The 20387-nt window shown below is 70.2% G+C and carries 23 protein-coding genes and 1 tRNA gene; 16 read left to right on the top strand and 8 right to left on the bottom strand.

Annotation, left to right across the window (positions count from 1 at the left end; all coding sequences use genetic code 11):
- Nucleotides 1-13: 13 nt before the first annotated feature.
- Nucleotides 14-490: a hypothetical protein gene (locus tag ACFVSL_RS07740; RefSeq protein ID WP_386939913.1), complete on the bottom strand. Its 477-nt coding sequence runs from the start codon at nt 488-490 to the stop codon at nt 14-16.
- A gap of 155 nt (nt 491-645) precedes the next feature.
- Here ACFVSL_RS07740 and ACFVSL_RS07745 point away from each other — a divergent pair, with 155 nt between their 5' ends.
- The 4 genes from ACFVSL_RS07745 to rlmB all read left to right on the top strand — a co-directional run bounded on the left by ACFVSL_RS07745 (nt 646) and on the right by rlmB (nt 5003).
- A complete protein-coding gene (locus ACFVSL_RS07745; protein ID WP_022889889.1) occupies nt 646-1128 on the top strand; it encodes a CarD family transcriptional regulator in 483 nt (160 codons plus the stop codon).
- A 73-nt stretch (nt 1129-1201) separates the two neighbouring features.
- Nucleotides 1202-2467 (top strand): 2-C-methyl-D-erythritol 4-phosphate cytidylyltransferase, encoded by a 1266-nt coding sequence (ispD, locus tag ACFVSL_RS07750; protein WP_386941126.1) that lies wholly within the window; start codon nt 1202-1204, stop codon nt 2465-2467.
- Nucleotides 2468-2547: 80 nt separating this feature from the next.
- Nucleotides 2548-3972: a cysteine--tRNA ligase gene (gene cysS, locus ACFVSL_RS07755; protein ID WP_386939915.1), complete on the top strand. Its 1425-nt coding sequence runs from the start codon at nt 2548-2550 to the stop codon at nt 3970-3972.
- Entirely contained in the window at nt 3969-5003 is a 1035-nt protein-coding gene (gene rlmB / locus ACFVSL_RS07760; RefSeq protein WP_386939917.1) for a 23S rRNA (guanosine(2251)-2'-O)-methyltransferase RlmB, read from the top strand. The genes cysS and rlmB overlap by 4 nt, the downstream gene beginning before the upstream one ends.
- 54 nt (nt 5004-5057) lie before the next feature.
- Here rlmB and ACFVSL_RS07765 read toward each other — a convergent pair whose 3' ends face one another.
- Both ACFVSL_RS07765 and ACFVSL_RS07770 read right to left on the bottom strand, forming a co-directional pair.
- The gene (locus tag ACFVSL_RS07765) at nt 5058-6377 is read right to left on the bottom strand and encodes a DUF4032 domain-containing protein (protein WP_386939918.1); all 1320 of its coding nucleotides are present in this window, start codon (nt 6375-6377) and stop codon (nt 5058-5060) included.
- Between the two features lie 187 nt (nt 6378-6564).
- Nucleotides 6565-7665: an ABC transporter ATP-binding protein gene (locus ACFVSL_RS07770; protein WP_386939919.1), complete on the bottom strand. Its 1101-nt coding sequence runs from the start codon at nt 7663-7665 to the stop codon at nt 6565-6567.
- A gap of 283 nt (nt 7666-7948) precedes the next feature.
- On the opposite strand from ACFVSL_RS07770, the gene ACFVSL_RS07775 reads away from it, so the two are divergent.
- The 4 genes from ACFVSL_RS07775 to ACFVSL_RS07790 all read left to right on the top strand — a co-directional run bounded on the left by ACFVSL_RS07775 (nt 7949) and on the right by ACFVSL_RS07790 (nt 10070).
- Nucleotides 7949-8881 (top strand): DsbA family protein, encoded by a 933-nt coding sequence (locus tag ACFVSL_RS07775; protein ID WP_386939921.1) that lies wholly within the window; start codon nt 7949-7951, stop codon nt 8879-8881.
- A gap of 91 nt (nt 8882-8972) precedes the next feature.
- Nucleotides 8973-9045: transfer RNA gene (locus ACFVSL_RS07780), tRNA-Thr, on the top strand.
- A gap of 73 nt (nt 9046-9118) precedes the next feature.
- Nucleotides 9119-9442, top strand: a complete 324-nt coding sequence (locus ACFVSL_RS07785; protein WP_386939923.1) for a hypothetical protein — start codon at nt 9119-9121, stop codon at nt 9440-9442.
- Nucleotides 9443-9689: 247 nt separating this feature from the next.
- Nucleotides 9690-10070, top strand: a complete 381-nt coding sequence (locus ACFVSL_RS07790) for a hypothetical protein (protein ID WP_386939925.1) — start codon at nt 9690-9692, stop codon at nt 10068-10070.
- Nucleotides 10071-10665: 595 nt separating this feature from the next.
- On the opposite strand, the gene ACFVSL_RS07795 is transcribed toward ACFVSL_RS07790, so the two are convergent.
- Nucleotides 10666-10794, bottom strand: a complete 129-nt coding sequence (locus ACFVSL_RS07795; protein ID WP_386939927.1) for a hypothetical protein — start codon at nt 10792-10794, stop codon at nt 10666-10668.
- Nucleotides 10795-12114: 1320 nt separating this feature from the next.
- Between ACFVSL_RS07795 and ACFVSL_RS07800 the strand changes: the two genes are divergently transcribed.
- Complete coding sequence (locus ACFVSL_RS07800; protein ID WP_386939928.1) at nt 12115-12669, top strand: ABC transporter substrate-binding protein; 555 nt, start codon at nt 12115-12117, stop codon at nt 12667-12669.
- 114 nt (nt 12670-12783) lie between these two features.
- Entirely contained in the window at nt 12784-12942 is a 159-nt protein-coding gene (locus tag ACFVSL_RS07805) for a hypothetical protein (protein ID WP_386939929.1), read from the top strand.
- Nucleotides 12943-12955: 13 nt separating this feature from the next.
- Here ACFVSL_RS07805 and ACFVSL_RS07810 read toward each other — a convergent pair whose 3' ends face one another.
- Complete coding sequence (locus ACFVSL_RS07810) at nt 12956-13234, bottom strand: hypothetical protein (protein ID WP_386939931.1); 279 nt, start codon at nt 13232-13234, stop codon at nt 12956-12958.
- 301 nt (nt 13235-13535) lie between these two features.
- Between ACFVSL_RS07810 and ACFVSL_RS07815 the strand changes: the two genes are divergently transcribed.
- Complete coding sequence (locus ACFVSL_RS07815; protein ID WP_386939932.1) at nt 13536-14612, top strand: DMT family transporter; 1077 nt, start codon at nt 13536-13538, stop codon at nt 14610-14612.
- Here the strand turns inward: ACFVSL_RS07815 and ACFVSL_RS07820 are convergent.
- Nucleotides 14596-15144 carry a nitroreductase family protein gene (locus ACFVSL_RS07820; RefSeq protein ID WP_386939934.1) on the bottom strand — a complete coding sequence of 183 codons (549 nt, stop codon included), beginning with the start codon at nt 15142-15144 and terminating at the stop codon, nt 14596-14598. The genes ACFVSL_RS07815 and ACFVSL_RS07820 overlap by 17 nt on opposite strands.
- 1 nt (nt 15145) lies before the next feature.
- Nucleotides 15146-15547, bottom strand: coding sequence for a peptide-methionine (R)-S-oxide reductase MsrB (msrB, locus tag ACFVSL_RS07825; RefSeq protein ID WP_386939936.1), 402 nt, complete (start codon nt 15545-15547; stop codon nt 15146-15148).
- A gap of 202 nt (nt 15548-15749) precedes the next feature.
- Here msrB and ACFVSL_RS07830 point away from each other — a divergent pair, with 202 nt between their 5' ends.
- From ACFVSL_RS07830 to groL, 5 genes are all read left to right on the top strand, one after another.
- Nucleotides 15750-16046 carry a DUF3263 domain-containing protein gene (locus tag ACFVSL_RS07830; protein WP_386939938.1) on the top strand — a complete coding sequence of 99 codons (297 nt, stop codon included), beginning with the start codon at nt 15750-15752 and terminating at the stop codon, nt 16044-16046.
- 27 nt (nt 16047-16073) lie between these two features.
- On the top strand, nt 16074-16619 hold the full coding sequence (locus ACFVSL_RS07835) for a LytR C-terminal domain-containing protein (protein ID WP_386939940.1): 546 nt from the start codon (nt 16074-16076) through the stop codon (nt 16617-16619).
- Nucleotides 16620-16823: 204 nt separating this feature from the next.
- Nucleotides 16824-17027: a cold-shock protein gene (locus tag ACFVSL_RS07840; protein WP_022889901.1), complete on the top strand. Its 204-nt coding sequence runs from the start codon at nt 16824-16826 to the stop codon at nt 17025-17027.
- Nucleotides 17028-17130: 103 nt separating this feature from the next.
- A complete protein-coding gene (locus tag ACFVSL_RS07845) occupies nt 17131-18186 on the top strand; it encodes a DUF3048 domain-containing protein (RefSeq protein WP_386939941.1) in 1056 nt (351 codons plus the stop codon).
- A gap of 152 nt (nt 18187-18338) precedes the next feature.
- Nucleotides 18339-19958, top strand: coding sequence for a chaperonin GroEL (groL, locus tag ACFVSL_RS07850; protein ID WP_376944517.1), 1620 nt, complete (start codon nt 18339-18341; stop codon nt 19956-19958).
- Nucleotides 19959-20035: 77 nt separating this feature from the next.
- Here groL and ACFVSL_RS07855 read toward each other — a convergent pair whose 3' ends face one another.
- Nucleotides 20036-20326, bottom strand: a complete 291-nt coding sequence (locus tag ACFVSL_RS07855) for a WXG100 family type VII secretion target (RefSeq protein ID WP_386939942.1) — start codon at nt 20324-20326, stop codon at nt 20036-20038.
- Nucleotides 20327-20387 lie beyond the last annotated feature (61 nt).

A 20387-nucleotide genomic window follows, 5' to 3' on the forward strand; every position in this document is an offset into this window, starting at 1 on the left:
CAGGGGTTCGCGCTCAGGGAACGAGCGACTCGTACTCGGGCAGGCGCCCGTCGAGCACGGGGACCTGCTTCTCGACGCCCTCGGAGGAGCCGACGTGGAAGTAGATCGGCAGGAGCGATCCGGGCTCGGTGTCGATGCCCTCGAGGACGATCGGCTCGACCTCGTCGATGCCCTCGACCGCGTCGGTGCCGAAGGCGACGGTCGCGCCGGCGTCGACCGGGATGCTCACGGTGTCGCCGCCGTCGACCTGCACGTCGAGGTCGACGTCGTCTTCGCCCGTGTTCACGATCGTCAGGACGAGCGTGCCGTCGACGCCGTCGTCGCTCACGACCAGGATGTTGCGGAGGTCGAGGTCGCCGACGTTCGCGGAGACGCCGTCGCTCGCGTCGTAGTGCTCGGTCGTCGCCTGGTAGGTGAGCATCGAGCACCCGCTCGCACCGAGTGCGACGCCGAGGGCCAGAGCAGCGGATGCGGCGAGACGCGCCTTCACAGAACCTCCAAGTGCGAAACTGCGCGCACGAACCAGGCGGCACGTGCGATCGAATCCGAGCATATCCTACGCGGAGCGGCCCGCGAGAAGGGGAGGCGAACCTTAGCATGATCGGGAATGTGATATCCTGAAAGTTGCCGAAAGGACTATCATTCATGCTTTTTGAGGTTGGCGAAACCGTCGTTTACCCCCACCACGGTGCCGCAACGATCACCGAGGTCAAGAAACGCATCATCAAGGGTGAAGAGAAGCTCTACCTCAAGCTGAACGTCACGCAGGGAGACCTCGTCATCGAGGTGCCCGCCGAGAACGTCGACCTCGTCGGCGTCCGCGACGTCATCGGCAAAGAGGGCCTCGACAAGGTCTTCGAGGTGCTGCGCGCCCCCTTCACCGAGGAGCCGACCAACTGGTCGCGCCGATACAAGGCGAACCTCGAGAAGCTCGCCTCGGGTGATGTCATCAAGGTCTCGGAGGTCGTGCGCGACCTCTGGCGCCGCGACCAGGACCGCGGCCTCTCGGCCGGCGAGAAGCGCATGCTCGCGAAGGCACGTCAGATCCTGATCTCCGAGCTCGCCCTGGCCGAGAAGACCGACGAAGAGGCGGCCTCGACCGTGCTCGACGAGGTGCTCGCCTCCTAGCGGGTCCGCTCGATCCTTCGACGAACGGCGGGTGCGTGCGCACCCGCCGTTCGCCGTCTCCGGCGTCGCGATCGTGCGGCGACGCCTCGGTCGCGACGCCCGGGACTACGCTCGAAGCGTGAGTTCTGCGATCGCCGTCATCGTCGTCGCCGCGGGAAGCGGCACCCGTCTCGGTCACGCCGAGCCGAAGGCCTTCGTGCCGCTCGGCGGCGGCACGGTGCTCGCCGAGGCGGTCTCGGGCGTGCTCGCGATGCGTCAGGCGCCGCACCTCGTGCTCGTCGTGCCGGGCGACCGCGTCGAGACCGCACGCGAGCGGTTCGCCGCGGAGGCGGCGTCGGCAGGCGCCTCCCTCGACGTCGTCGCCGGGGGAGCGACCCGGCAGGAGTCCGTCGCCGCGGGCCTCGCGGTGCTCCCGGCATCCGTCCAGACGGTGCTCGTGCACGACGCCGCGCGTGCGCTCACGCCCGCCCTGCTCTTCGACGAGGTCGCGGCCGCCGTGCAGGCGCGGCGGCACGGCATCGTCCCCGCGCTCGACGTCGTCGACACCGTGAAGCGCGTCGCCGACGACGGGCGCGTGATCGAGACCGTCGACCGCTCGAGCCTGCGCGCCGTGCAGACCCCGCAGGGCTTCCCGCGCGCATCGCTCGACCACGCCTACGCCACCGCGCGAGGCGAGTTCACCGACGACGCGGCGCTCGTGGCCGCCGCGGGACTCGTCGTCGAGACGGTGCCGGGCGACGTCCGCGCGTTCAAGATCACCGTTCCCGCCGACCTCCGCCGCGCCGAGCAGCTCGTCGCCGAGCGGCGCGACGCCGCGGCGGGCGCCGGCCCGGCCGACGGCAGGGCCGCCGAGGCGGCGCGCCCGGCACTGCCCAGGATCGGCACGGGCACCGACGTGCACGCCTTCGCCGACGACGACTCGCCCCTGTGGCTCGCGGGCCTCCACTGGCCCGGCGAGCGCGGGCTCTCCGGGCACTCCGACGGCGATGCGGCAGCGCACGCCGTGTGCGACGCGCTGCTCGCCGCGGCCGGGCTCGGCGACGTGGGCTCGATCTTCGGCACCGCCGACGCGCGGTTCGCCGGAGCCCACGGCGAGGTGTTCCTGGCCGAGACGCGGCGTCTCGTCGAGGCATCCGGCTACGTCATCGGCAACGTCACCGTGCAGATCGTCGGCAACCGGCCGAAGCTCGCCCCTCGACGGGGCGAGGCGGAGGCACTGCTCTCGCGCGTCCTCGGCGCCCCGGTCAGCGTCGCCGCGACGACGAGCGACGCGCTCGGCTTCACCGGTCGCGGGGAGGGCGTCGCGGCCGTCGCCACCGCGTTCATCGTCCCGGCCTGAGGCGCGGGGGCGACTCCCGCCGTTGCGGCGCGGGGCGCCGCGACGCGGGCACCGAGGGGCCGCGCCGGTAAGCTTTGCAGGTGACCGTGCGACTCTACGACTCGAAGGCCCAGGCGCTGCGCGACTTCGTGCCCCTCCGGGAGGGGCGCGTCGGCATGTACGTCTGCGGGCCGACGGTGCAGTCGAGCCCGCACATCGGGCACCTCCGAAGCGCGCTCGTCTACGACATCATGCGGCGCTGGTTCGCCTACCGCGGCAACGACGTCGTCTTCGTGCGCAACGTCACCGACATCGACGACAAGATCCTGCAGGTCGCCGTCGACGAGGGCGCGAGTGACACGTGGTGGGCGCTCGCCTACCGGGTGGAGCTCGAGTTCACCGCCGCGTACAACTCGCTCGGCATCCTCGCGCCGAGCTACGAGCCCCGCGCGACGGCCAGCGTGCAGCAGATGCAGGAGCTCATCGCGCGCCTCATCGAGCGCGGCCACGCCTACCCGGCGCCCGACGACTCCGGCGATGTCTACTTCGACACCGCGAGCTGGCCCGCCTACGGCGAGCTCACCCGCCAGTCGCGCGACAAGATGGAGGCCGCGGCCGACGCCGACCCCCGCGGCAAGCGCGACCCCCGCGACTTCGCCCTGTGGAAGGGGCGCAAGCCGAGCGAGCCCGAGTCGGCGACCTGGCGCTCGCCGTGGGGCGACGGCCGGCCCGGCTGGCACATCGAGTGCTCGGCCATGGCCGCCCGCTACCTCGGCGCCGAGTTCGACCTGCACGGCGGCGGGCTCGACCTCCGCTTCCCGCACCACGAGAACGAGCTGGCCCAGTCGACCGCGGCCGGCGACGGCTTCGCGCGCTACTGGGTGCACAACGGCCTCGTGAACATCGGCGGCCAGAAGATGTCGAAGTCGCTCGGCAACTCGGTCTTCGCCGCCGAGCTCTTCGCCCTCGCGAGCCCGCTCGCGGTGCGATACCTGCTCGGCCAGGCGCACTACCGCTCGACCCTCGACTACGCGCCGGCCTCGCTGCTCGAGGCCGAGGCGGCCGTCGATCGCATCCGCGTCTTCCTCGAGCGCGTCGAGCGGCGACTCGCGGGCACCCGCTTCGCGGGCGTCGGCGCCCCCGTCGTGCCCGAGGCGTTCGAGGCCGCGATGGACGACGACCTCGGCGTGCCGCAGGCGCTCGCGGTGCTGCACGACACCGTGCGCGCGGGCAACCAGGCCCTCGACGCCGAAGAGCTGCACGAGGCGGCGACCGCGCACGGGCAGGTCGTCGCGATGGTGCAGGTGCTCGGCATCGACCCCCGCGACCCCCACTGGTCGGCGGCCGAGCAGGGTCCCGCCGCCGCGGCGCTCGACGTGCTCGTCCGTCGCCTCATCGACGACCGGCAGGCCGCGCGCGAGTCGAAGGACTACGCCGCTGCCGACCGCATCCGCGCCGAGCTCACGGCCGCGGGAATCACCATCGAAGACAGTCAGACCGGCACGCATTGGAGTTTGGGATCATGAAGGGCAGCAGCGGCAAGTCGCGCGCCGGAGCCGTGCGGAAGGCGAAGAACAAGCAGGTCGGCTCGGGCGGCCAGGGCCGCCAGGCCCTCGAGGGCAAGGGGCCGACCCCCAAGGCTGAGGACCGCGCCTGGCACCCCGCAGGCAAGCGCAAGGCGGCGCAGGAGCGCTACGCCGCGGCCGGTGGCAAGGGCCGGCCCGGCGGCAAGGTGGCCGGCGGCGGCCGTGGCTCGAGCGCGCCCCGCGGCGCCTCGGGGGCGGCACGACGCTCGAAGTCGGGCGACGAGTCCGAGATCGTGACGGGCCGCAACTCGGTCGTCGAGGCGCTGCGCACGCGCATCCCCGCGACGACGCTGTACATCGCGGCCCGCATCGAGATGGACGACCGCGTCAAGGAGGCGGTGAAGATCGCCACCAACCGCGGCATCCCCATCCTCGAGGTCATGAAGCCCGAGCTCGACCGCCTCGCCGGCGAGGGCGGGGTGCACCAGGGACTGGCGCTCAAGGTGCCGCCCTACGAGTATGCGCACCCGATGGAGCTCCTCGACGAGGTCGTCGCCCGCGACGAGACGCCGCTCCTCGTCGCCCTCGACGGCATCACCGACCCCCGCAACCTCGGCGCGATCCTGCGTTCGACGGGCGCGTTCGGCGGGCAGGGCGTCATCGTGCCCCAGCGTCGTTCCGTCGGCGTGAACTCGGCCGCGTGGAAGACCTCGGCCGGCGCCGCCGCGCGCGTGCCGGTCGCGATGGCCGCGAACCTCACCCAGACGCTCAAGGGCCTGAAGGAGCGGGGCGTGTTCGTGCTCGGCCTCGACGGCGAGGGCGACGTGTCGCTGCCGGGCCTGAGCTGGGCCGACCGCCCGATCGTGATCGTCGTGGGCAGCGAGGGCAAGGGCCTCTCGCGGCTCGTCGCCGAGACCTGCGACGCCATCGTGTCGATCCCGATCAGCGCGACGACCGAGTCGCTCAACGCGGGCATCGCCGCCTCGGTCACGCTCTACGAGATCTCGAAGCTCCGCGCCGCAGGGGAGTAGCCGCGGCGGGCCGCGTCAGCGCGAGGCATCCGGGCGGATGCCTCGCGACCGCGCTCAGACCTTGAGGCGCCAGTCGTCCTCGTCGTCGGGGTCGATCGCGCGCATCGCCGCCGTCTCGGTCGGAACGACCTCGATCGCGGCGGTGAGCGACCCCGTCGGCGGGTCGATCATGGTCGCCTCGTCGCGCCGGTGGCGCAGCACGGTGTTGATGTACGAGGTCACCGCCTCGGCGAGCGGGATGTCGTGCCCGGCCTGCTGCGCCATGAACCAGCGGTGCTCGAGCAGCTGGTGGAACACCTCGGCCGGCTCGAGCTTGCCCCGCAGCTCGCGTGGGATGGCACGCACAACGGGTTCGAACACGCGCATGAGCCACTCGTGCGCCACCATCTCCTCGTCGAGGTCGCCCTTGCCGTAGGCGGCCCGGTACGAGTCGAGGTCGTTGAGGAGGCGCCGGGCCTGGTTCTCGCCGGCGTCGAGGCCGGTGAGCCGCAGCAGCCGGCGCTGGTGGTGCCCCGCGTCGACGACCTTGGGCTGGATCCGCACGGTCGTGCCCGAGGCATCCGTCTTGATGGCGAGCTCCTCGATGTCGAAGCCGAGTTCGTTGAGCCGGTTGACGCGCTCGTTGATGCGCCAGCGCTCGGCGGAGGAGAACGACTCGGATCCCGTGAGCTCGGTCCAGAGGCTGCGGTACGCCTCGACGATGCCGTTCGAGATGCGCACGGGGTCGAGCTCGTCGGCCACCTTGCCGCCGGCCTCGAGGTCGAGGAGCTCGCCCGCGATGTTCACCCGGGCGATCTCGAGGTCGTTCTCGCGCTGCCCGTTCGAGAGGCCGCCCTCGTAGAGCTTGCCCGTCTCGGCGTCGACGAGGTACGCGGCGAACGCGCCCGCGTCGCGGCGGAAGAGCGTGTTCGAGAGCGACACGTCGCCCCAGAAGAAGCCGACGATGTGGAGGCGGACGAGCAGCACCGCGAGCGCGTCGACCAGGCGGGTCGCCGTGTCGGGGCGCAGCGTCTGGGAGAAGAGGGCGCGATACGGCAGCGAGAAGCGCAGGTGCCGGGTGACGAGCACCGGCTTCAGCTCCTCGCCCTCGTCGTCGCTGCGGTTCGTGATGACCGCGACGGGCTCGACGCACGGGATCTCGAGGCGCTGCAGGGTGCGCAGCATCTCGTACTCGCCCTTCGCCATCTCGGCGGTCGTCTCCTTGATCGCCACGACGTGGCCGCCGAGGTGGGCGAAGCGCACGAGGTGGCGGGAGATGCCCTTCGGGAGGGCGGCGATCGCGTCGCTCGGCCACGACTCGAGCGGGAGGTTCCACGGAAGGTCGAGGAGGGCCGGGTCCGCCATGGCGGAGGTGATCGAGAGGGAACCGCTCATGGGTCGATCCTTCCAGTGAGTCGCCGTTTCAGGAATTCGCCCGCACCTCAGGACGGAATCGCGGGGATCGTCCTGACGGGCGGCTCATCTCCTGAAACGAACGGGATGCCGCGGGTCCGGCCCCGGGAGACGACGATGCCGGCCGGGCGAACCGCCCGACCGGCATCGATCGTCATGAGGCGCGAGGTCAGCTGACGACGGCCTTGTTGCCGAGGCGGTCGCCCGACTCGGCGTCGAAGAGGTGCACGTGGTTCGGCGTCGCGGTGAGGTACACCTTGTCGCCGGCGTTCGGGTGCGCGCGGCCGTCGACGCGGGCGACGATGTCGGTGCGCTTGCCCTCGACGACCGAGTGGCCGTAGAGGTAGCCGTCGGCGCCGAGCTCCTCGACGAGGTCGACGTCGACCTCGAGGCCCTCGCCCGGGGTCGACGACACGACGATGTCCTCGGGGCGGACGCCGATGGTGGCGACCGTGCCCGTGGCCTCGGCGAGGACGTCGCGGTCGACCGGCACGACGGCCGAGCCGAACTTGACGCCCGACTCGACGAGGTCGGCGTGGAACAGGTTCATCGCGGGCGAGCCGATGAAACCGGCGACGAAGACGTTCTGCGGCTTCTCGTAGAGGTCGCGCGGGGTGCCGACCTGCTGGAGCAGGCCGTCCTTCAGCACGGCGATGCGGTCGCCCATGGTGAGCGCCTCGGTCTGGTCGTGCGTGACGTAGACGGTCGTGACGCCGAGGCGGCGCTGGAGCGACGCGATCTGGGTGCGGGTCTGCACGCGGAGCTTCGCGTCGAGGTTCGAGAGCGGCTCGTCCATGAGGAAGACCTGGGGCTGGCGCACGATGGCACGGCCCATGGCGACGCGCTGGCGCTGACCGCCCGAGAGCGCCTTCGGCTTGCGCGACAGGTAGGGCTCGAGGTCGAGGAGCTTGGCGGCCTCGAGGACGCGCGCGGCGCGCTCCTCCTTGCCGACACCGGCGATCTTGAGCGCGAAGCCCATGTTCTCGGCGACCGTCATGTGCGGGTACAGCGCGTAGTTCTGGAAGACCATCGCGATGTCGCGGTCCTTCGGGGGCACGTCGGTGACGTTGCGGTCGCCGATGAAGATGTTGCCGTCGTTGACCTCTTCGAGGCCCGCGAGCATGCGGAGCGACGTGGACTTGCCGCAACCCGACGGGCCGACGAGCACGAGGAACTCGCCGTCGGCGATCTCGAGGTCGAGCTGGTCGACCGCGGGGCGGGTGCCGCCCGGGTACAGGCGGGTGGCCTTGTCGAACGTGACTGACGCCATGGTTCTTTCTCTCCTTCACCGGCAGGTACGTGCCGGACGATCCGTAGTGAATGGAAGCGCGTCGACATCGACGCCTCCTCAGTATCGCACGCGCGACGGGCGCGCCCGACCACGGGGGCGGATGCCCCGGCGCCCGCCCCGAGGCATCCTCGCAGCTGCGACCCGGCGCGCGCGGAGAGCGCGTTCAGTGCCCGTTTGGGTGATTCACAGCCATCCTCCCTACTATCGTCATTGCGTGCGCCTGCACTCGCGCGCGCCCACACAGCGACCGGAGTGACCATCGATGAGCAACGGCGGATCGAACCAGCCACGCCCCACCCGTAACGAGCAGCGCGAAGCCGCGCGCGAGAAGGCCAGGGAGCTGCGCGAAGCGCAGAAGAAGCGGGAGCGCCGCAACAAGTTCCTGCTCATCGGCGGCGTGACCGTCGCCGTCGTGCTCGTGATCGGGCTGGTCATCGGCGTCGTCGTGCAGAACATGAAGCCCGCGGGCCCCGGCCCGGCCAACATGGCGAGCAACGGCATCCTCCTCACCGGGGTCGACGGCGTCATGACGCCCGTCGAGACGAAGTCGCTGCCCGCCGACGCCGACCCGATCCCGACCGAGCAGGACGACAGCGGCACGGTCGCGAACATCGTCGTCTACGTCGACTACCTGTGCCCCTTCTGCGGCCAGTTCGAGACGACGAACGGCGAGGCGATCCGCACGATGGTCGAGCAGGGCGCGGCGACGCTCGAGACGCACCCCCTCGCGATCCTCACGAACAAGTCGGCGGGCACGCAGTACTCGCTGCGTGCGGCGAACGCCGCGGCGTGCGTGGCCGACACCTCGCCCGAGGCCTTCTTCGACTTCAACGCGCTGCTCTTCGCGAACCAGCCCGAGGAGGGCACGACCGGCCTCACGAACGACGAGCTCAAGGGCTTCGTGAAGGAGTCCGGCGCCTCCTCGGTCGGCACGATCGAGAGCTGCATCGACTCCAAGGAGTTCCACGGCTGGGTCAACAACGCCACCGAGCGCGCGCTCACCCAGCCCGTGCCGAACTCCGACCTCGAGTCGATCAAGGGCACCCCGACCGTGCTCGTGAACGGCAAGCAGTACGTGGGCTCGCTCACCGACCCGGCCGAGTTCCAGTCGTTCGTGCTGCAGGCCACCGGCGAGGCGTTCTCGGAGTCGACCTCCACCCCGTCGCCGACCCCGACCCCGTCGCCCGCGTCGTAGCGGAACGATCCCGACGAGGGCCCGGCGTTCGCGCCGGGCCCTCGTCGTCGGTGCAGCGCGGGTAGGATGACCCAGCGAGGCATCCCTCACTGCCGGCTTGGCGCAATTGGTAGCGCACCGCTCTTGTAAAGCGGTGGTTACGGGTTCGAGTCCCGTAGCCGGCTCGACTCAGAGGCGAGTGATATCGGCGCTTCTGGGGTCTCGTCATGACCAGAGCGGGCCCTTATGCTCGCCCGCATGGACGACGACAAACAGAACCCATGGGGCCTCGCGCTCGGCATCTTCCGCTCTACCGGCCTAGTTCTAGCTTTCATCTTCTTTGCGCTGTCGCAGACCATGGAATCGTTGGTCACACCAGGCCAGTCGGCAAGCCAGCTCGACATCGCCAGCTGGTTCGCGATGTCCGGCGTGACTGCGCTTGTGGGATTCATGATTGTGGGTGCAGTCGAGTGGAGGGCACAGCAGCAGACAAGGCCGGAGGGAGACGCAGAGTCCGACGGGCCCGGGCATCGTTCGATCCACGAAAACCCGGGCCCAGTCCCTGAGCAGGCTGGCCGTTAGCCCCTCTGGGAGATCCAAGCCGTGGAGCTGTGGACCGGGGCCTTCGGCCAGCCTGCAGTCGGTGCCGCCCCCGCCGCCCGACAAGACAATCCTCTCCGCACAGGCGCACGTTCCGCACCCCCTTGACTTCTCAGGCACTTCCGGTGCGCCCGAGGTGGGGGTTTCAAGCACAGTTGCGCCCCCTCGGGGTGCTCCGATTGTCCTGCCGCTCCCGCACGAGGAGCGTTCCGGGCGTATGGTCTGAGCTATGGGCACGCTCTATTACGGCGATTCCCAGACGCCGATCGGCATCGAGGACCGGACGCTCTCGCATCTCAAGGTCGCGCTCATCACGAAGCTGCGTCGCGGGGAGAGCTTCACGCTCTCGTGGCAGCATCCCGATGATCAGCCGCGCGGTCGCTCGACGATCTGGCTGCACCCCGCGATTCCGCTCCGGTTCGTGTTCGACGAGCCCGAACGTCCCGAGCTGAACACGAAATGGATCAACGACCTGATGCGTTCAGCCAACTCGACGGGCGGGGTGCAGCTCACCCCCGAGGAGCTCGACACCTCGCCGATTGCGACGTCGCCCGATCAGCCCGTCGCCGTCGGCGCCGACGTGCAGGAAATCGCCAAGCCATCCCCGTAGCTGGGAGCGGGCTGACCCGCCCGATGGCGGGAAGTTCGCCGCCTATGGGGTCGCGGTCGAACCGGGCCAGCCCGCAGCCGGGAACCTGAGACCACCCCGGCTGCGACGAGTTCACTTTGCCGCCGCCGAACGCGCTGGTACGGCCGAGGAGAGCAGTGGGCCAAGTGCGTTGCTCGCTCGTCTGGGGTACGCAACCGATTCCGGGTAGCGTGCGGGTATGCCTGCACCTCGGACGATCCACGCTGAATGGTTCAAGGACCAGGAGACCGGCGCGCGGATCGCCGTCTCGTGTGACTGCCCGAAGGGCAAGGACCACGCCTACAGTGGTCCGATCCCCGGTTACCGCCCGAGTGAGAAGCAACGCTAGAGCGCGCCGGCATCCTCAACGAACACAGCCCGGAACGTGTGCCGACGATCGCCGGCCTTCCTCGGGACGGGTCCAGGCGCTGCGTTCATGTACCGCGCGCCCAGACCCTTTCCCCAAGATCCCGGATGGGTGTCTCACTTCCATCCAGGGTGTCGTCCCTGTGACACATCTCTATCTCACACGTCAGACGCCGGCGTCGCCAGGCGTTGACAGTTCACGTGCGTAGGGCTAGAGGAGCAACGACGGCAGGCCGACGATGATCAGGACCGCGCACGCGAATGCGATGACCAATAGCGATGCCTGGTCGTCGGTGATGTACTCCTGCTGTTCTCGCTCGAGCTCTTCGTTCACCTTCATCGGGTTTCAACTCCTTCGCCGGGACAATCGCCCGGTGGGGTTCCACCGTCTCGTGTGCGCAGCCACGGCGTCGAGCCCTTGACAAGGACAGGCTGGCCCGCCCTGCCAGGAAACAGTGGCCATCGATCCGATCGATGACTACCCGAGGCCAGCCTGTCTGCCGAGCTCACAGGATGGGTCACTCGACGCGGCAATCTCACACCACAGCCGCCGCGGCGTCAAGGCGAGTACAGAGAAGCGAGCTGGCCCGCCCGGGTAAGCCGGTCGCCGCGAAGGTTGGGACGGCAGCCGGCGACGGGTCAGCCCGCAGCCTCAGAAAGAGCAGTATGGACAGACTGGCCGCCGAACCCGCCCTGGGAGGCACCGCAGCCGTAACCGCTACGGTCAGGTCGCGTACCAGCCTGCCGCCGGGATGCCCCCGCTACCCGACAAACCAAGCAAACCGCATCACCATCCGTTCCGCATCCCCTTGACAACCGGGGTCAGTGGTGGGCTTCTCGAATCAGACAGCGGCGCACACCCTCTTCGTTCCCTCGAGTGGAGCACCGGCCCGTTGCGCAACGGTCCCCGAACCTCAGTTGATCGCCCGAGGCGAATGGGTACAGTTCGACGGCGAACGCCGCATCGCGATCATCCGCGAGATCAGAGCAGACACCCTGCCGCAGCCGCTGCTCCGCGCCGACACCTGGGCGCCTGTCGAGGCCGATCGGGATTTCCTCGGCCATTTCCCGGCCGACGGCTGCGCCTCGCCGCAAAGATGGTCTGGGAGATGTTCCAGGCTGCACTCGCAGCCTGGAAAGCGGAGCCTGACGTGCCGCCGGGTGAAGAACCGAGGTGGCATCCGATCATGGCCGCGATCGAGGGATCGGCCGGCGTCTGGCGGGTGATCGACTCGCTCCAGCAGGAATACGGGCGCATCCGTCTCGTGCGCTTCGACAGTGAACCTCGATACCGGGCTGAGTTCCGCGGCGGGCTTCTCGGTTACGGCGCGAGGCTCCGGAGCTCGTGTGAGCGCTGCTGCAGGCCCACATACCTTTCGCCGCACAGGGTGGGCGGATCGGTTCGGAACTCGAGGCCGACTCGAACCGACGTGTGCCGGGCGGGAGAACGGCCTCGTCGCGAGCCCTGAAGCGAAACCGGAGAGATGCCTTCGAGATCAGCGACCGCGGGAAGCGTCAAGCCTGTTCCGGCGACCGCTGCGTCGACCTAACCTGTGCGGACCCGAGAGATCCATGACACGCCGGGACGCGGCGCCACGAGCGCCACCTCCCACTCGGAGCGCCGCACCCGAGCGACGCCGAACCGAAAGGAATGCGCATCATGATGAAGAAGCTCCTTGCAGGGCTGGGCGGAATGTCCTTGGCCCTTGCCATGGCGGTTGGCACCATTGGACCCGCCCAAGCGGCACCTCCGCCCACCGCGAACGCACGACAGCTCGCCACCGTGCAGCCCGCGGCGATCACACAGGATGTGACCGACGCTGCTGGCAACGTTCTCGGCACGTTCACCGGTACGTTCACGCCGACCGACTTCACCTCGCAGCGTGGCACTCTGACAGTTGAAGGTCTCATCAATGGAACGCTCACTGACGCCGCCGGTACCGTTCTGGCGACCGTCACCAATCAGCTCACGAGCACGGAGGTACTCGGCGCCGCGGCCGCACAGGCCTGCGACATCCTGAACCTCGACCTCGGACCGCTGCACCTCGACATCCTCGGACTCGTGGTCGACCTCAGCGACGTCCAGCTCGACATCACCGCTCAAGAAGGCCCGGGCAACTTGCTCGGCAACCTGCTTTGCGCTGTCGCCGGCCTGCTGGATCGCGGCGGTAGCGGCGGACTCGGCAACCTGCTGAACCGACTGCTCGGCCTCTGAGGCCACCTTCGGACCGCGGGCGGGTGATCGTTCGGGATCGCCCGCCCGCACCATGCTCTCGCCCACCCCGGCAAGCCCCTGCCTCGTCTGCCTCGACGTGAGTAACGTCAAAGAATGAAGATCGCGGTCATCGCAACGAACCTCATGACCGGGGTCGCGATCGTCATCGACGTCGAGGCCGACGACGAAACCGCTGCCCTCATAGCAGGTCACGCGCAACTCCCCGCCGGCTGGCGGGTACTCAACGTCTGCGCGGGTCGCGACGCTGCGTGAGTCGCGACGCTGCTCAGCCAGAGTTCGGGCTCTGTCCGTGAAGACGAACGAGCGGTGCGGTCCTGGGCTCATCGCCACCGTTGTCCGCGCTCTCCACGAACACTTCATACGGTCGGGCGTGTGCGTTGTCTTCCGCCCAATCCAGAACCTCCTCGACGGAACGGCACCCCGTCAGATACCAGGCGTCCAGATTCCAACCCAAGCCGGTGGGCTGCACCCAGTAGTTCACCCGGTAGACCGGATCGGCGACCTCCTCCGCATGCTCACTACGAGTAGTGCTGTGAACTTCCATCCACCTATCCTGCGCGCCTGAAGTCGGCATCACGAGGGGGTTGCACGTACCTCCGTGAGCAGTACGGCGCGGCGCCGAGGTAGCGGGGGCGGTGAGGGCCGGATGCACACGCGATCCTCGATACCCTGATGGGGCGGTAGTCACCGCTCACTCTCCGCTCTGCGCGGGAATCCGAAGGGATTCGCGGAACGCGCGTGGCGGCAAACAGCTTGGAAATGCCAGATCGAGGGCGGTATTGGGAACATCAGGGAACGCGCATCCGACAAGCGGTGGTGACGGGTTCGAGTCCCGCAGCCGGTTCTTGACCGAAGACATCTCCGACGCATCGTCGAACGTCGAATCGCCGAGCCACCTCCACCGCCACGCGCACGCCCATCCCCACGTCGAGCGCACCCGGATGCCGCTCTGGATCGCCGTCGTCCTCGCGATCGTGTTCGGGGCGGGCACGGCGCTCCAGTCGCGCATCAACGGCCAGCTCGCCGCCGAGCTCGACGACCCGTACACGGCGGCGGCGATCTCCTTCGGCACGGGCCTCGTCATCCTCGCGGTGGCGCTCGCGGTGTGGCGGCCCGGCCGCGAAGGCGTCGGGCGGGTCCTCGCCGGCCTCCGCGCCGGGCGCCTCGCGTGGTGGATGGTGCTCGGCGGGCTCGCCGGCGCCTGGTTCGTCGTCACCCAGGGCCTCTCGGCGGGCGTGCTCGGCGTCGCCATGTTCACGGTCGCGATCGTCGCGGGCCAGACCATCGGCGGCATCGTCTTCGACCTCATCGGCCTCGGCCCGGGCGGCCGGCGCCCGCTGACCCCGATGCGGGTGCTCGGCGCACTGCTTGCGCTCGTCGCGATCGGCTGGGCGGTGTCGGCGCAGCTCGCGCACGACGTGCCGCTCCTCGTGATGCTGTTCCCGTTCGTCGCGGGCCTCGGCGTCGGCTGGCAGCAGGCCGTCAACGGGCGGGTGAAGGCCGAGGCCGGCAGCGCGCTCACGGCCGCGTTCGGCAACTTCCTCGTCGGCACCGTCGCACTCGTGGTCGTCATGCTGGGTCACGCCGCCATCGCCGGATGGCCCGAGCGCCTGCCGACGGAGCCATGGCTCTACCTCGGCGGCGCGATCGGCTGCATCTTCATCGCCGGGCAGGCGCTCGTCGTCCGCGTCATCGGCGTGCTGCTGCTCGCCCTGTGCGGCGTCGCCGGCCAGCTCGCGGGCGCGCTCGCGCTCGACCTGCTGCTGCCGACCGGCCGCCCGGTCGACGGCGCGACGATCGGCGGCACCGTGCTCGCGGTCGTCGCGGTCGCCGTCGCGTCCATCCGGTGGTCGCGCCACCGGCACCGCGCGGCCGAGCCCGACGCCGACGGCGGCGACGCCGCGGTCACCCGATCGAGCTGAACCGCGGCGCCGGCCGGTCCGACGAGCGGCCGGGGCGCCCGCCCTCGGGCCGGCCGCCGACGTAGAGCCAGCCGAGCAGCTGCTCGCCCGGTGCGAGCCCGTGCATCTCGGCGACGAGCGGATGCCGGGTGAACGGGCCGGTGCGCCACATGACGCCCCAGCCCGCCTCGTCGAGGAGCAGGCTCAGCAGGTGCCCGACGCCCGCCGCGGCGACCAGCTGCTCCCACTCGGGCGCCTTCGGGTGGAACCGCGGCGAGAGCACGAGCGCGAGCACCAGCGGCGCGCGCAGCGGCTTCGCCGCGAGCTTCTCGGCCGCGGCGCCGTCGAAGCCCGACGCGGCCGCGAGGGCCGCGCCGAGCCGCTCGCGGGCGGCGCCCCGAAGGGCGATCGTGCGCCAGGGGCGGAGCGCCGCGTGGTCGGCGACCCGCTCGGCGACGCCGAGGAGCTCGAGCAGCTCGGCGTCGTCCGGCGAGTCATCCGTCACCTTGGGCGCCGAACGCCGGGCGAGCGCCGCCTCGCGAACCGAACCCACTTCAGGACTCGGGCGTGAAGCCGAGGGCGAGCGAGTTCATGCAGTACCGGTCGCCCGTGGGCGTGCCGAAGCCGTCGGGGAAGACGTGGCCGAGGTGCGAACCGCAGTTCGCGCAGCGGACCTCGGTGCGCACCATGCCGAGGGTGCGGTCCTCGATGAGCTCGACCGCCTCGGGCCGCACCGACTCGTAGAAGCTCGGCCATCCGCAGCCCGAGTCGAACTTCGTGCCGCTCTTGAACAGCTCGGCCTTGCACGCCGCGCAGTTGTAGACGCCGGCGCGCTCCTCGTCGAGCAGCTCGCCCGTCCAGGGGCGCTCGGTCGCGGCCTCGCGGAGCACCGAGTACTGCTCGTCGCCCAGCTCGGCTCGCCACTCGGCATCGCTCTTGTTCACGGGGTAGGACATGGGGTGCTCCTCTCGGGGGTCGACGGGTTCAATCGTCGCAGCTCGGCCGCGGGCATTCGCACGGCCGCAACGGATGCAACGCCGCACGGCGGCCGTCTGTTCCGGCCGACGGTACACGCCGGGACCACTCGGCGCACTCTCGGCGGGCGTTCCCTAGGATGTGCTGCAAGGCGGTGCGTCGACCGCCCGACGGGAGGAACGGATGAGCGCAGAGCCTCTGCCGGACCGGCCCGACTCGGTCGGCCTCGACGACCGTCAGCGTCGCGTGCTCGCCTTCGAGGCCCGTGCCTGGCAGCAGCCGGCCCGCAAGGCCGAGGCGATCCGCGACGAGTTCGGCATCTCCGCCGCCCGCTACTATCGGATTCTCGGCGAGCTCATCGATTCGCCGGCGGCGCTCCGCCACGATCCGATGCTCGTCAAGCGACTGCAGCGGATGCGATCGGCGCGCCGGGCGGCGCGCTCCAGCCGTTCGATTCCCCTCGGCCGACCGCTCGACTGAGCCCGGCCCCGACCCGATCTGGATCCCATGGCGCAGAAGTTCCCTCGCGATCGATTCGACACGATCCCGCACGGCATCGACCGCGTCGGCGCCCACCGTGCGCCCGCCCGGCGCGGTGCGCGATGGATCCGGTTCGGCTGGGCCGCGCTCGCGACCGTCGTGCTCGCCGGCGTCGGCATCGCGGGGGTCATGGTCTTCAACGACCGGCTGAACGCCGCGAGCGGACCGGATCCGGCCGCGACGCCGACGCCCACGGCGACCGCGGAGCCCACGATCTCGCCCGAGGTGAAGGTGACGGTGCTCAACGGGACCGGCACAGCCGGGCTCGCGGCGAAGGCCGCGGAGACGCTCAAGGCGGGCGGGGTCCCCGTGGATGCGACGGCCAACGCGAGCGAGAACGACCTCACCGAGACGGTCGTCTACTTCGCCACGCCCGACCTCGAGGGCGCCGCGCGCGGCGTCGCGACGCTGCTGCCCGAGGCCGACGTGCGCCTCTCGGAGACCTTCGCGGCGACGGGCACCCCGCTCGTGCTCGTGCTCGGTTCCGACTACGCGGAGGCCACGGCCGGCTGAGCCGGCCGAATCGTTGCCATTCTGCGACCATTCGTGACGTGCACCCCCTTGCGTCCGAGCGGCGCGATGTGACTATCTGGAGTTGGTCGCCCGGGCCCGCGTGCACGTCCGGTACCTCAGGTGCCTCGTTCGCCCGCGTCGAGGGCGACCCGGTACAGGCGACAGGCACGTGCTGATCCACACACCGCAACATGGGAGCAACGCATGGCGAACGGAACCGTCAAGTGGTTCAACGCTGAAAAGGGATACGGGTTCATCACCGTGGACGGCGACGGGCAGGACGTCTTCGTCCACTACTCCGCCATCGACATGGCCGGGTACAAGGTGCTCGAAGAGGGCCAGCAGGTCGTGTTCGAGGTCGGCACGGGATCGAAGGGGCCGCAGGCCGAAGCCGTTCGTCCCGCCTGAGCGCACGCGTATTCCGAACGCGCCGTCGTCCCTCCGACGGCGCGTTCGGCGTGTCGGCGCAGTTCGCGGTCGGTCGATTCCCGAGCGTCACTAGCATGTGGCTATGGTCACGGGGGGCCGAGGGGCCTTGCGACGGCGGGGGACGCCCCTCGTCGTCGTCGCGGTGGCGGCGCTGCTCCTCGTCGGCTGCCAGCAGGGCCCTCCCGAGCCGGTCCCGACGCCCGAGCCGACCGCCGAGCCGCGCCCGGTCGGCAGTTCGCAGCCGATCGCCGTGGCGTTCTCCCCGCTGCGGGGCACGCCGACCGACCCGGCGGCGCCGAGGCATCCTTCGCTCGCCGCCAAGATCGACAATCACGACGACGCGCGGCCGCAGATCGCGCTGAACCGCACGGACCTCGTCTACGAGGAGCTCGTGGAGGGCGGGCTCACCCGCTACCTCGCGGTCTGGCACTCCGACCTCCCGCCGACGATCGGGCCGGTGCGATCCATCCGGCCGATGGACCCCGACATCGCCTCGCCGCTCGGCGGCGTGATCGCCTACTCGGGCGGGCAGGACCAGTTCGTCGCGATGATGATGGCGACGCCGCTCGTCAACGTCGTCTTCGATCTCGACGAGACGGGCCTGTACTCGCGCGCCGACGAGCGTCCCGGTCCGCACGACGTGATCCTCGACGCCGCCGAGACCATGGCGCGCAACTCTGCGCTCGCGCCGCCGCCCGTGCAGTTCGACTACGGCACCGCCGATCCGCTCGCCGCCCCCGAGCTCGCCGCCGCGCCGACCTCCCGCATCGCGCTGGTCTTCTCGGAGGCGCGCGCACCGACGTGGGACTGGGACGCGGGCTCCTCGTCGTGGCTGCGCTCGCAGGAGGGGGTCGCGGACGTCGAGGAGGGCGGAGCGCGGGTGCGGGCGACGAACGTCGTGACGCTCGAGGTCGGCATCGACTGGCGCTACGGCGAGGTGCCGAAGACCGTGCTCATCGGCTCGGGCGAGGCCTGGGTGTCGGTCGCCGGACGCACCGCGCACGGCACGTGGACGAAGGACGCGGCGGGCTCGCCCATCACCCTCGCGGCCGACGACGGCTCGCCGCTGCGGCTGGCGCCGGGCAACACCTGGATCGAGCTCGTGCCCGCGGGCGGCACCGCCTCGTTCACCCCCTGACGACGGCCGCGCTGTTCGCGCTGGGCGTCGCCGAGGGCGCCGGGCTCGCTTGCACTCGTGGCGGTCGAGTGCCAGAATCGTCTTAGCACTCACGTGATTTGAGTGCTAATCACGAATCTTTGAAGACGTCCGAGAAGGGGCGAGAAACACACATGGCAAAGATCATTGCTTTCGATGAGGAGGCCCGCCGCGGCCTCGAGCGTGGCCTGAACACGCTCGCCGACGCCGTCAAGGTGACCCTCGGCCCGCGCGGTCGCAACGTCGTGCTCGAGAAGAAGTGGGGCGCCCCCACGATCACGAACGACGGCGTCTCGATCGCCAAGGAGATCGAGCTCGACGACCCGTACGAGAAGATCGGCGCCGAGCTCGTCAAGGAGGTCGCCAAGAAGACCGACGACGTCGCCGGCGACGGCACCACGACCTCGGTCGTCCTCGCCCAGGCGCTCGTCCGCGAGGGCCTCCGCAACGTCGCCGCAGGCGCCGACCCCATCTCGCTCAAGCGCGGCATCGAGAAGGCCGTGCAGGCCGTCGAGGCCGAGCTCCTCGCGAACGCGAAGGACGTCGAGACGAAGGAAGAGATCGCCGCCACGGCGTCGATCTCGGCCGCCGACGAGCAGATCGGTGCGCTCATCGCCGAGGCGATCGACAAGGTCGGCAAGGAGGGCGTCGTCACCGTCGAGGAGTCGAACACCTTCGGCACCGAGCTCGAGCTGACCGAGGGCATGCGCTTCGACAAGGGCTACCTGTCGGCGTACTTCGTCACCGACCCCGAGCGCCAGGAGGCGGTCTTCGAGGACCCCTACATCCTGATCGTCAACAGCAAGGTCTCGAACATCAAGGACCTGCTGCCCATCGTCGACAAGGTGATCCAGACCGGCAAGCAGCTGCTCATCATCGCCGAGGACGTCGACGGCGAGGCGCTCGCGACCCTGATCGTCAACAAGATCCGCGGCATCTTCAAGTCGGTCGCCGTCAAGGCCCCCGGCTTCGGCGACCGTCGCAAGGCGCAGCTCCAGGACATCGCGATCCTCACCGGCGGCCAGGTCATCTCCGAGGAGGTCGGCCTCAAGCTCGAGAACGTCACCCTCGACCTGCTCGGCCAGGCCCGCAAGGTCATCATCACCAAGGACGAGACGACCATCGTCGAGGGTGCCGGTGACGAGGAGGCCATCGCCGGCCGCGTCGCGCAGATCCGCAAGGAGATCGACAACACCGACTCCGACTACGACCGCGAGAAGCTCCAGGAGCGCCTCGCCAAGCTCGCCGGCGGCGTCGCCGTCATCAAGGCGGGCGCGGCCACCGAGGTCGAGCTCAAGGAGCGCAAGCACCGCATCGAGGACGCCGTGCGCAACGCGAAGGCCGCCGTCGAGGAGGGCATCGTCGCCGGTGGTGGCGTCGCGCTCATCCAGGCCGGCAAGACCGCCTTCGAGAAGCTCGAGGTCTCGGGCGACGAGGCGACCGGTGCGAACATCGTCCGCGTCGCAATCGACGCGCCGCTGAAGCAGATCGCCCTCAACGCCGGCCTCGAGCCGGGCGTCGTGGTCGACCGCGTGCGCAACCTCCCGGTCGGCCAGGGCCTCAACGCCGCGACCGGCGAGTACGTCGACATGCTCGCTGCCGGCATCAACGACCCGGTGAAGGTCACCCGCTCGGCGCTGCTCAACGCGGCATCGATCGCCGGTCTCTTCCTCACCACCGAGGCCGTCGTCGCCGACAAGCCCGAGAAGAACCCGGTCCCGGCCGGCGACCCCACGGGTGGCATGGACTTCTAAGCAGTCCGCGACACACGAATCGCGCGAAGGGCGCCTCCTCAGGGAGGCGCCCTTCGTCGTGCCGGGGCGCAGGCGACTCAGCGCAGGAACAGCCGTGCGTTCGCCTGCTCGGCGTCGGCGTACTGCGTCGCGGCGATGCCGAGCGCGCGGCTCAGGCCGACGAGGCTCTGCTCGACCTGGAGCTGCGTCGCGCGCCAGTCGGAGACCGCGCCCTGGAAGGCGCTCGAGGCCTGGCCTGACCAGGACGACTGCAGGCCCGTGAGCTGCGACAGGAGCGCCTGCACGTCGGCCTGGATGCGGCTGATCGTGCCCTGCGCGGTCTGGGTGGCTGCGGCGACCTGTTCGGCGTCGACGTGGTAGCTGGTCATGGGCGTCCCTTCGTTCGGTGTGCCCACACGCTATTCGGCGGCGGCCGCCCCGAGACGGGAG

The organism is Agromyces sp. NPDC058064 (assembly GCF_042885275.1).
Lineage (GTDB): Bacteria > Actinomycetota > Actinomycetes > Actinomycetales > Microbacteriaceae > Agromyces.

Coding starts and splice junctions, on each gene's coding strand:
- ACFVSL_RS07810 (WP_386939931.1), bottom strand. CDS start 13,234: ATGGAAGTTCACAGCACTACTCGTAGTGAGCATGCGGAGGAGGTCGCC.
- ACFVSL_RS07830 (WP_386939938.1), top strand. CDS start 15,750: ATGAGCGCAGAGCCTCTGCCGGACCGGCCCGACTCGGTCGGCCTCGAC.
- ACFVSL_RS07785 (WP_386939923.1), top strand. CDS start 9,119: ATGGACGACGACAAACAGAACCCATGGGGCCTCGCGCTCGGCATCTTC.
- ACFVSL_RS07775 (WP_386939921.1), top strand. CDS start 7,949: ATGAGCAACGGCGGATCGAACCAGCCACGCCCCACCCGTAACGAGCAG.
- ACFVSL_RS07805 (WP_386939929.1), top strand. CDS start 12,784: ATGAAGATCGCGGTCATCGCAACGAACCTCATGACCGGGGTCGCGATC.
- ACFVSL_RS07835 (WP_386939940.1), top strand. CDS start 16,074: ATGGCGCAGAAGTTCCCTCGCGATCGATTCGACACGATCCCGCACGGC.
- ACFVSL_RS07765 (WP_386939918.1), bottom strand. CDS start 6,377: ATGAGCGGTTCCCTCTCGATCACCTCCGCCATGGCGGACCCGGCCCTC.
- groL (WP_376944517.1), top strand. CDS start 18,339: ATGGCAAAGATCATTGCTTTCGATGAGGAGGCCCGCCGCGGCCTCGAG.
- msrB (WP_386939936.1), bottom strand. CDS start 15,547: ATGTCCTACCCCGTGAACAAGAGCGATGCCGAGTGGCGAGCCGAGCTG.
- ACFVSL_RS07800 (WP_386939928.1), top strand. CDS start 12,115: ATGATGAAGAAGCTCCTTGCAGGGCTGGGCGGAATGTCCTTGGCCCTT.
- ACFVSL_RS07770 (WP_386939919.1), bottom strand. CDS start 7,665: ATGGCGTCAGTCACGTTCGACAAGGCCACCCGCCTGTACCCGGGCGGC.
- ACFVSL_RS07790 (WP_386939925.1), top strand. CDS start 9,690: ATGGGCACGCTCTATTACGGCGATTCCCAGACGCCGATCGGCATCGAG.
- ACFVSL_RS07845 (WP_386939941.1), top strand. CDS start 17,131: ATGGTCACGGGGGGCCGAGGGGCCTTGCGACGGCGGGGGACGCCCCTC.
- ACFVSL_RS07855 (WP_386939942.1), bottom strand. CDS start 20,326: ATGACCAGCTACCACGTCGACGCCGAACAGGTCGCCGCAGCCACCCAG.
- ACFVSL_RS07745 (WP_022889889.1), top strand. CDS start 646: ATGCTTTTTGAGGTTGGCGAAACCGTCGTTTACCCCCACCACGGTGCC.
- ACFVSL_RS07795 (WP_386939927.1), bottom strand. CDS start 10,794: ATGAAGGTGAACGAAGAGCTCGAGCGAGAACAGCAGGAGTACATCACC.
- rlmB (WP_386939917.1), top strand. CDS start 3,969: ATGAAGGGCAGCAGCGGCAAGTCGCGCGCCGGAGCCGTGCGGAAGGCG.
- ACFVSL_RS07840 (WP_022889901.1), top strand. CDS start 16,824: ATGGCGAACGGAACCGTCAAGTGGTTCAACGCTGAAAAGGGATACGGG.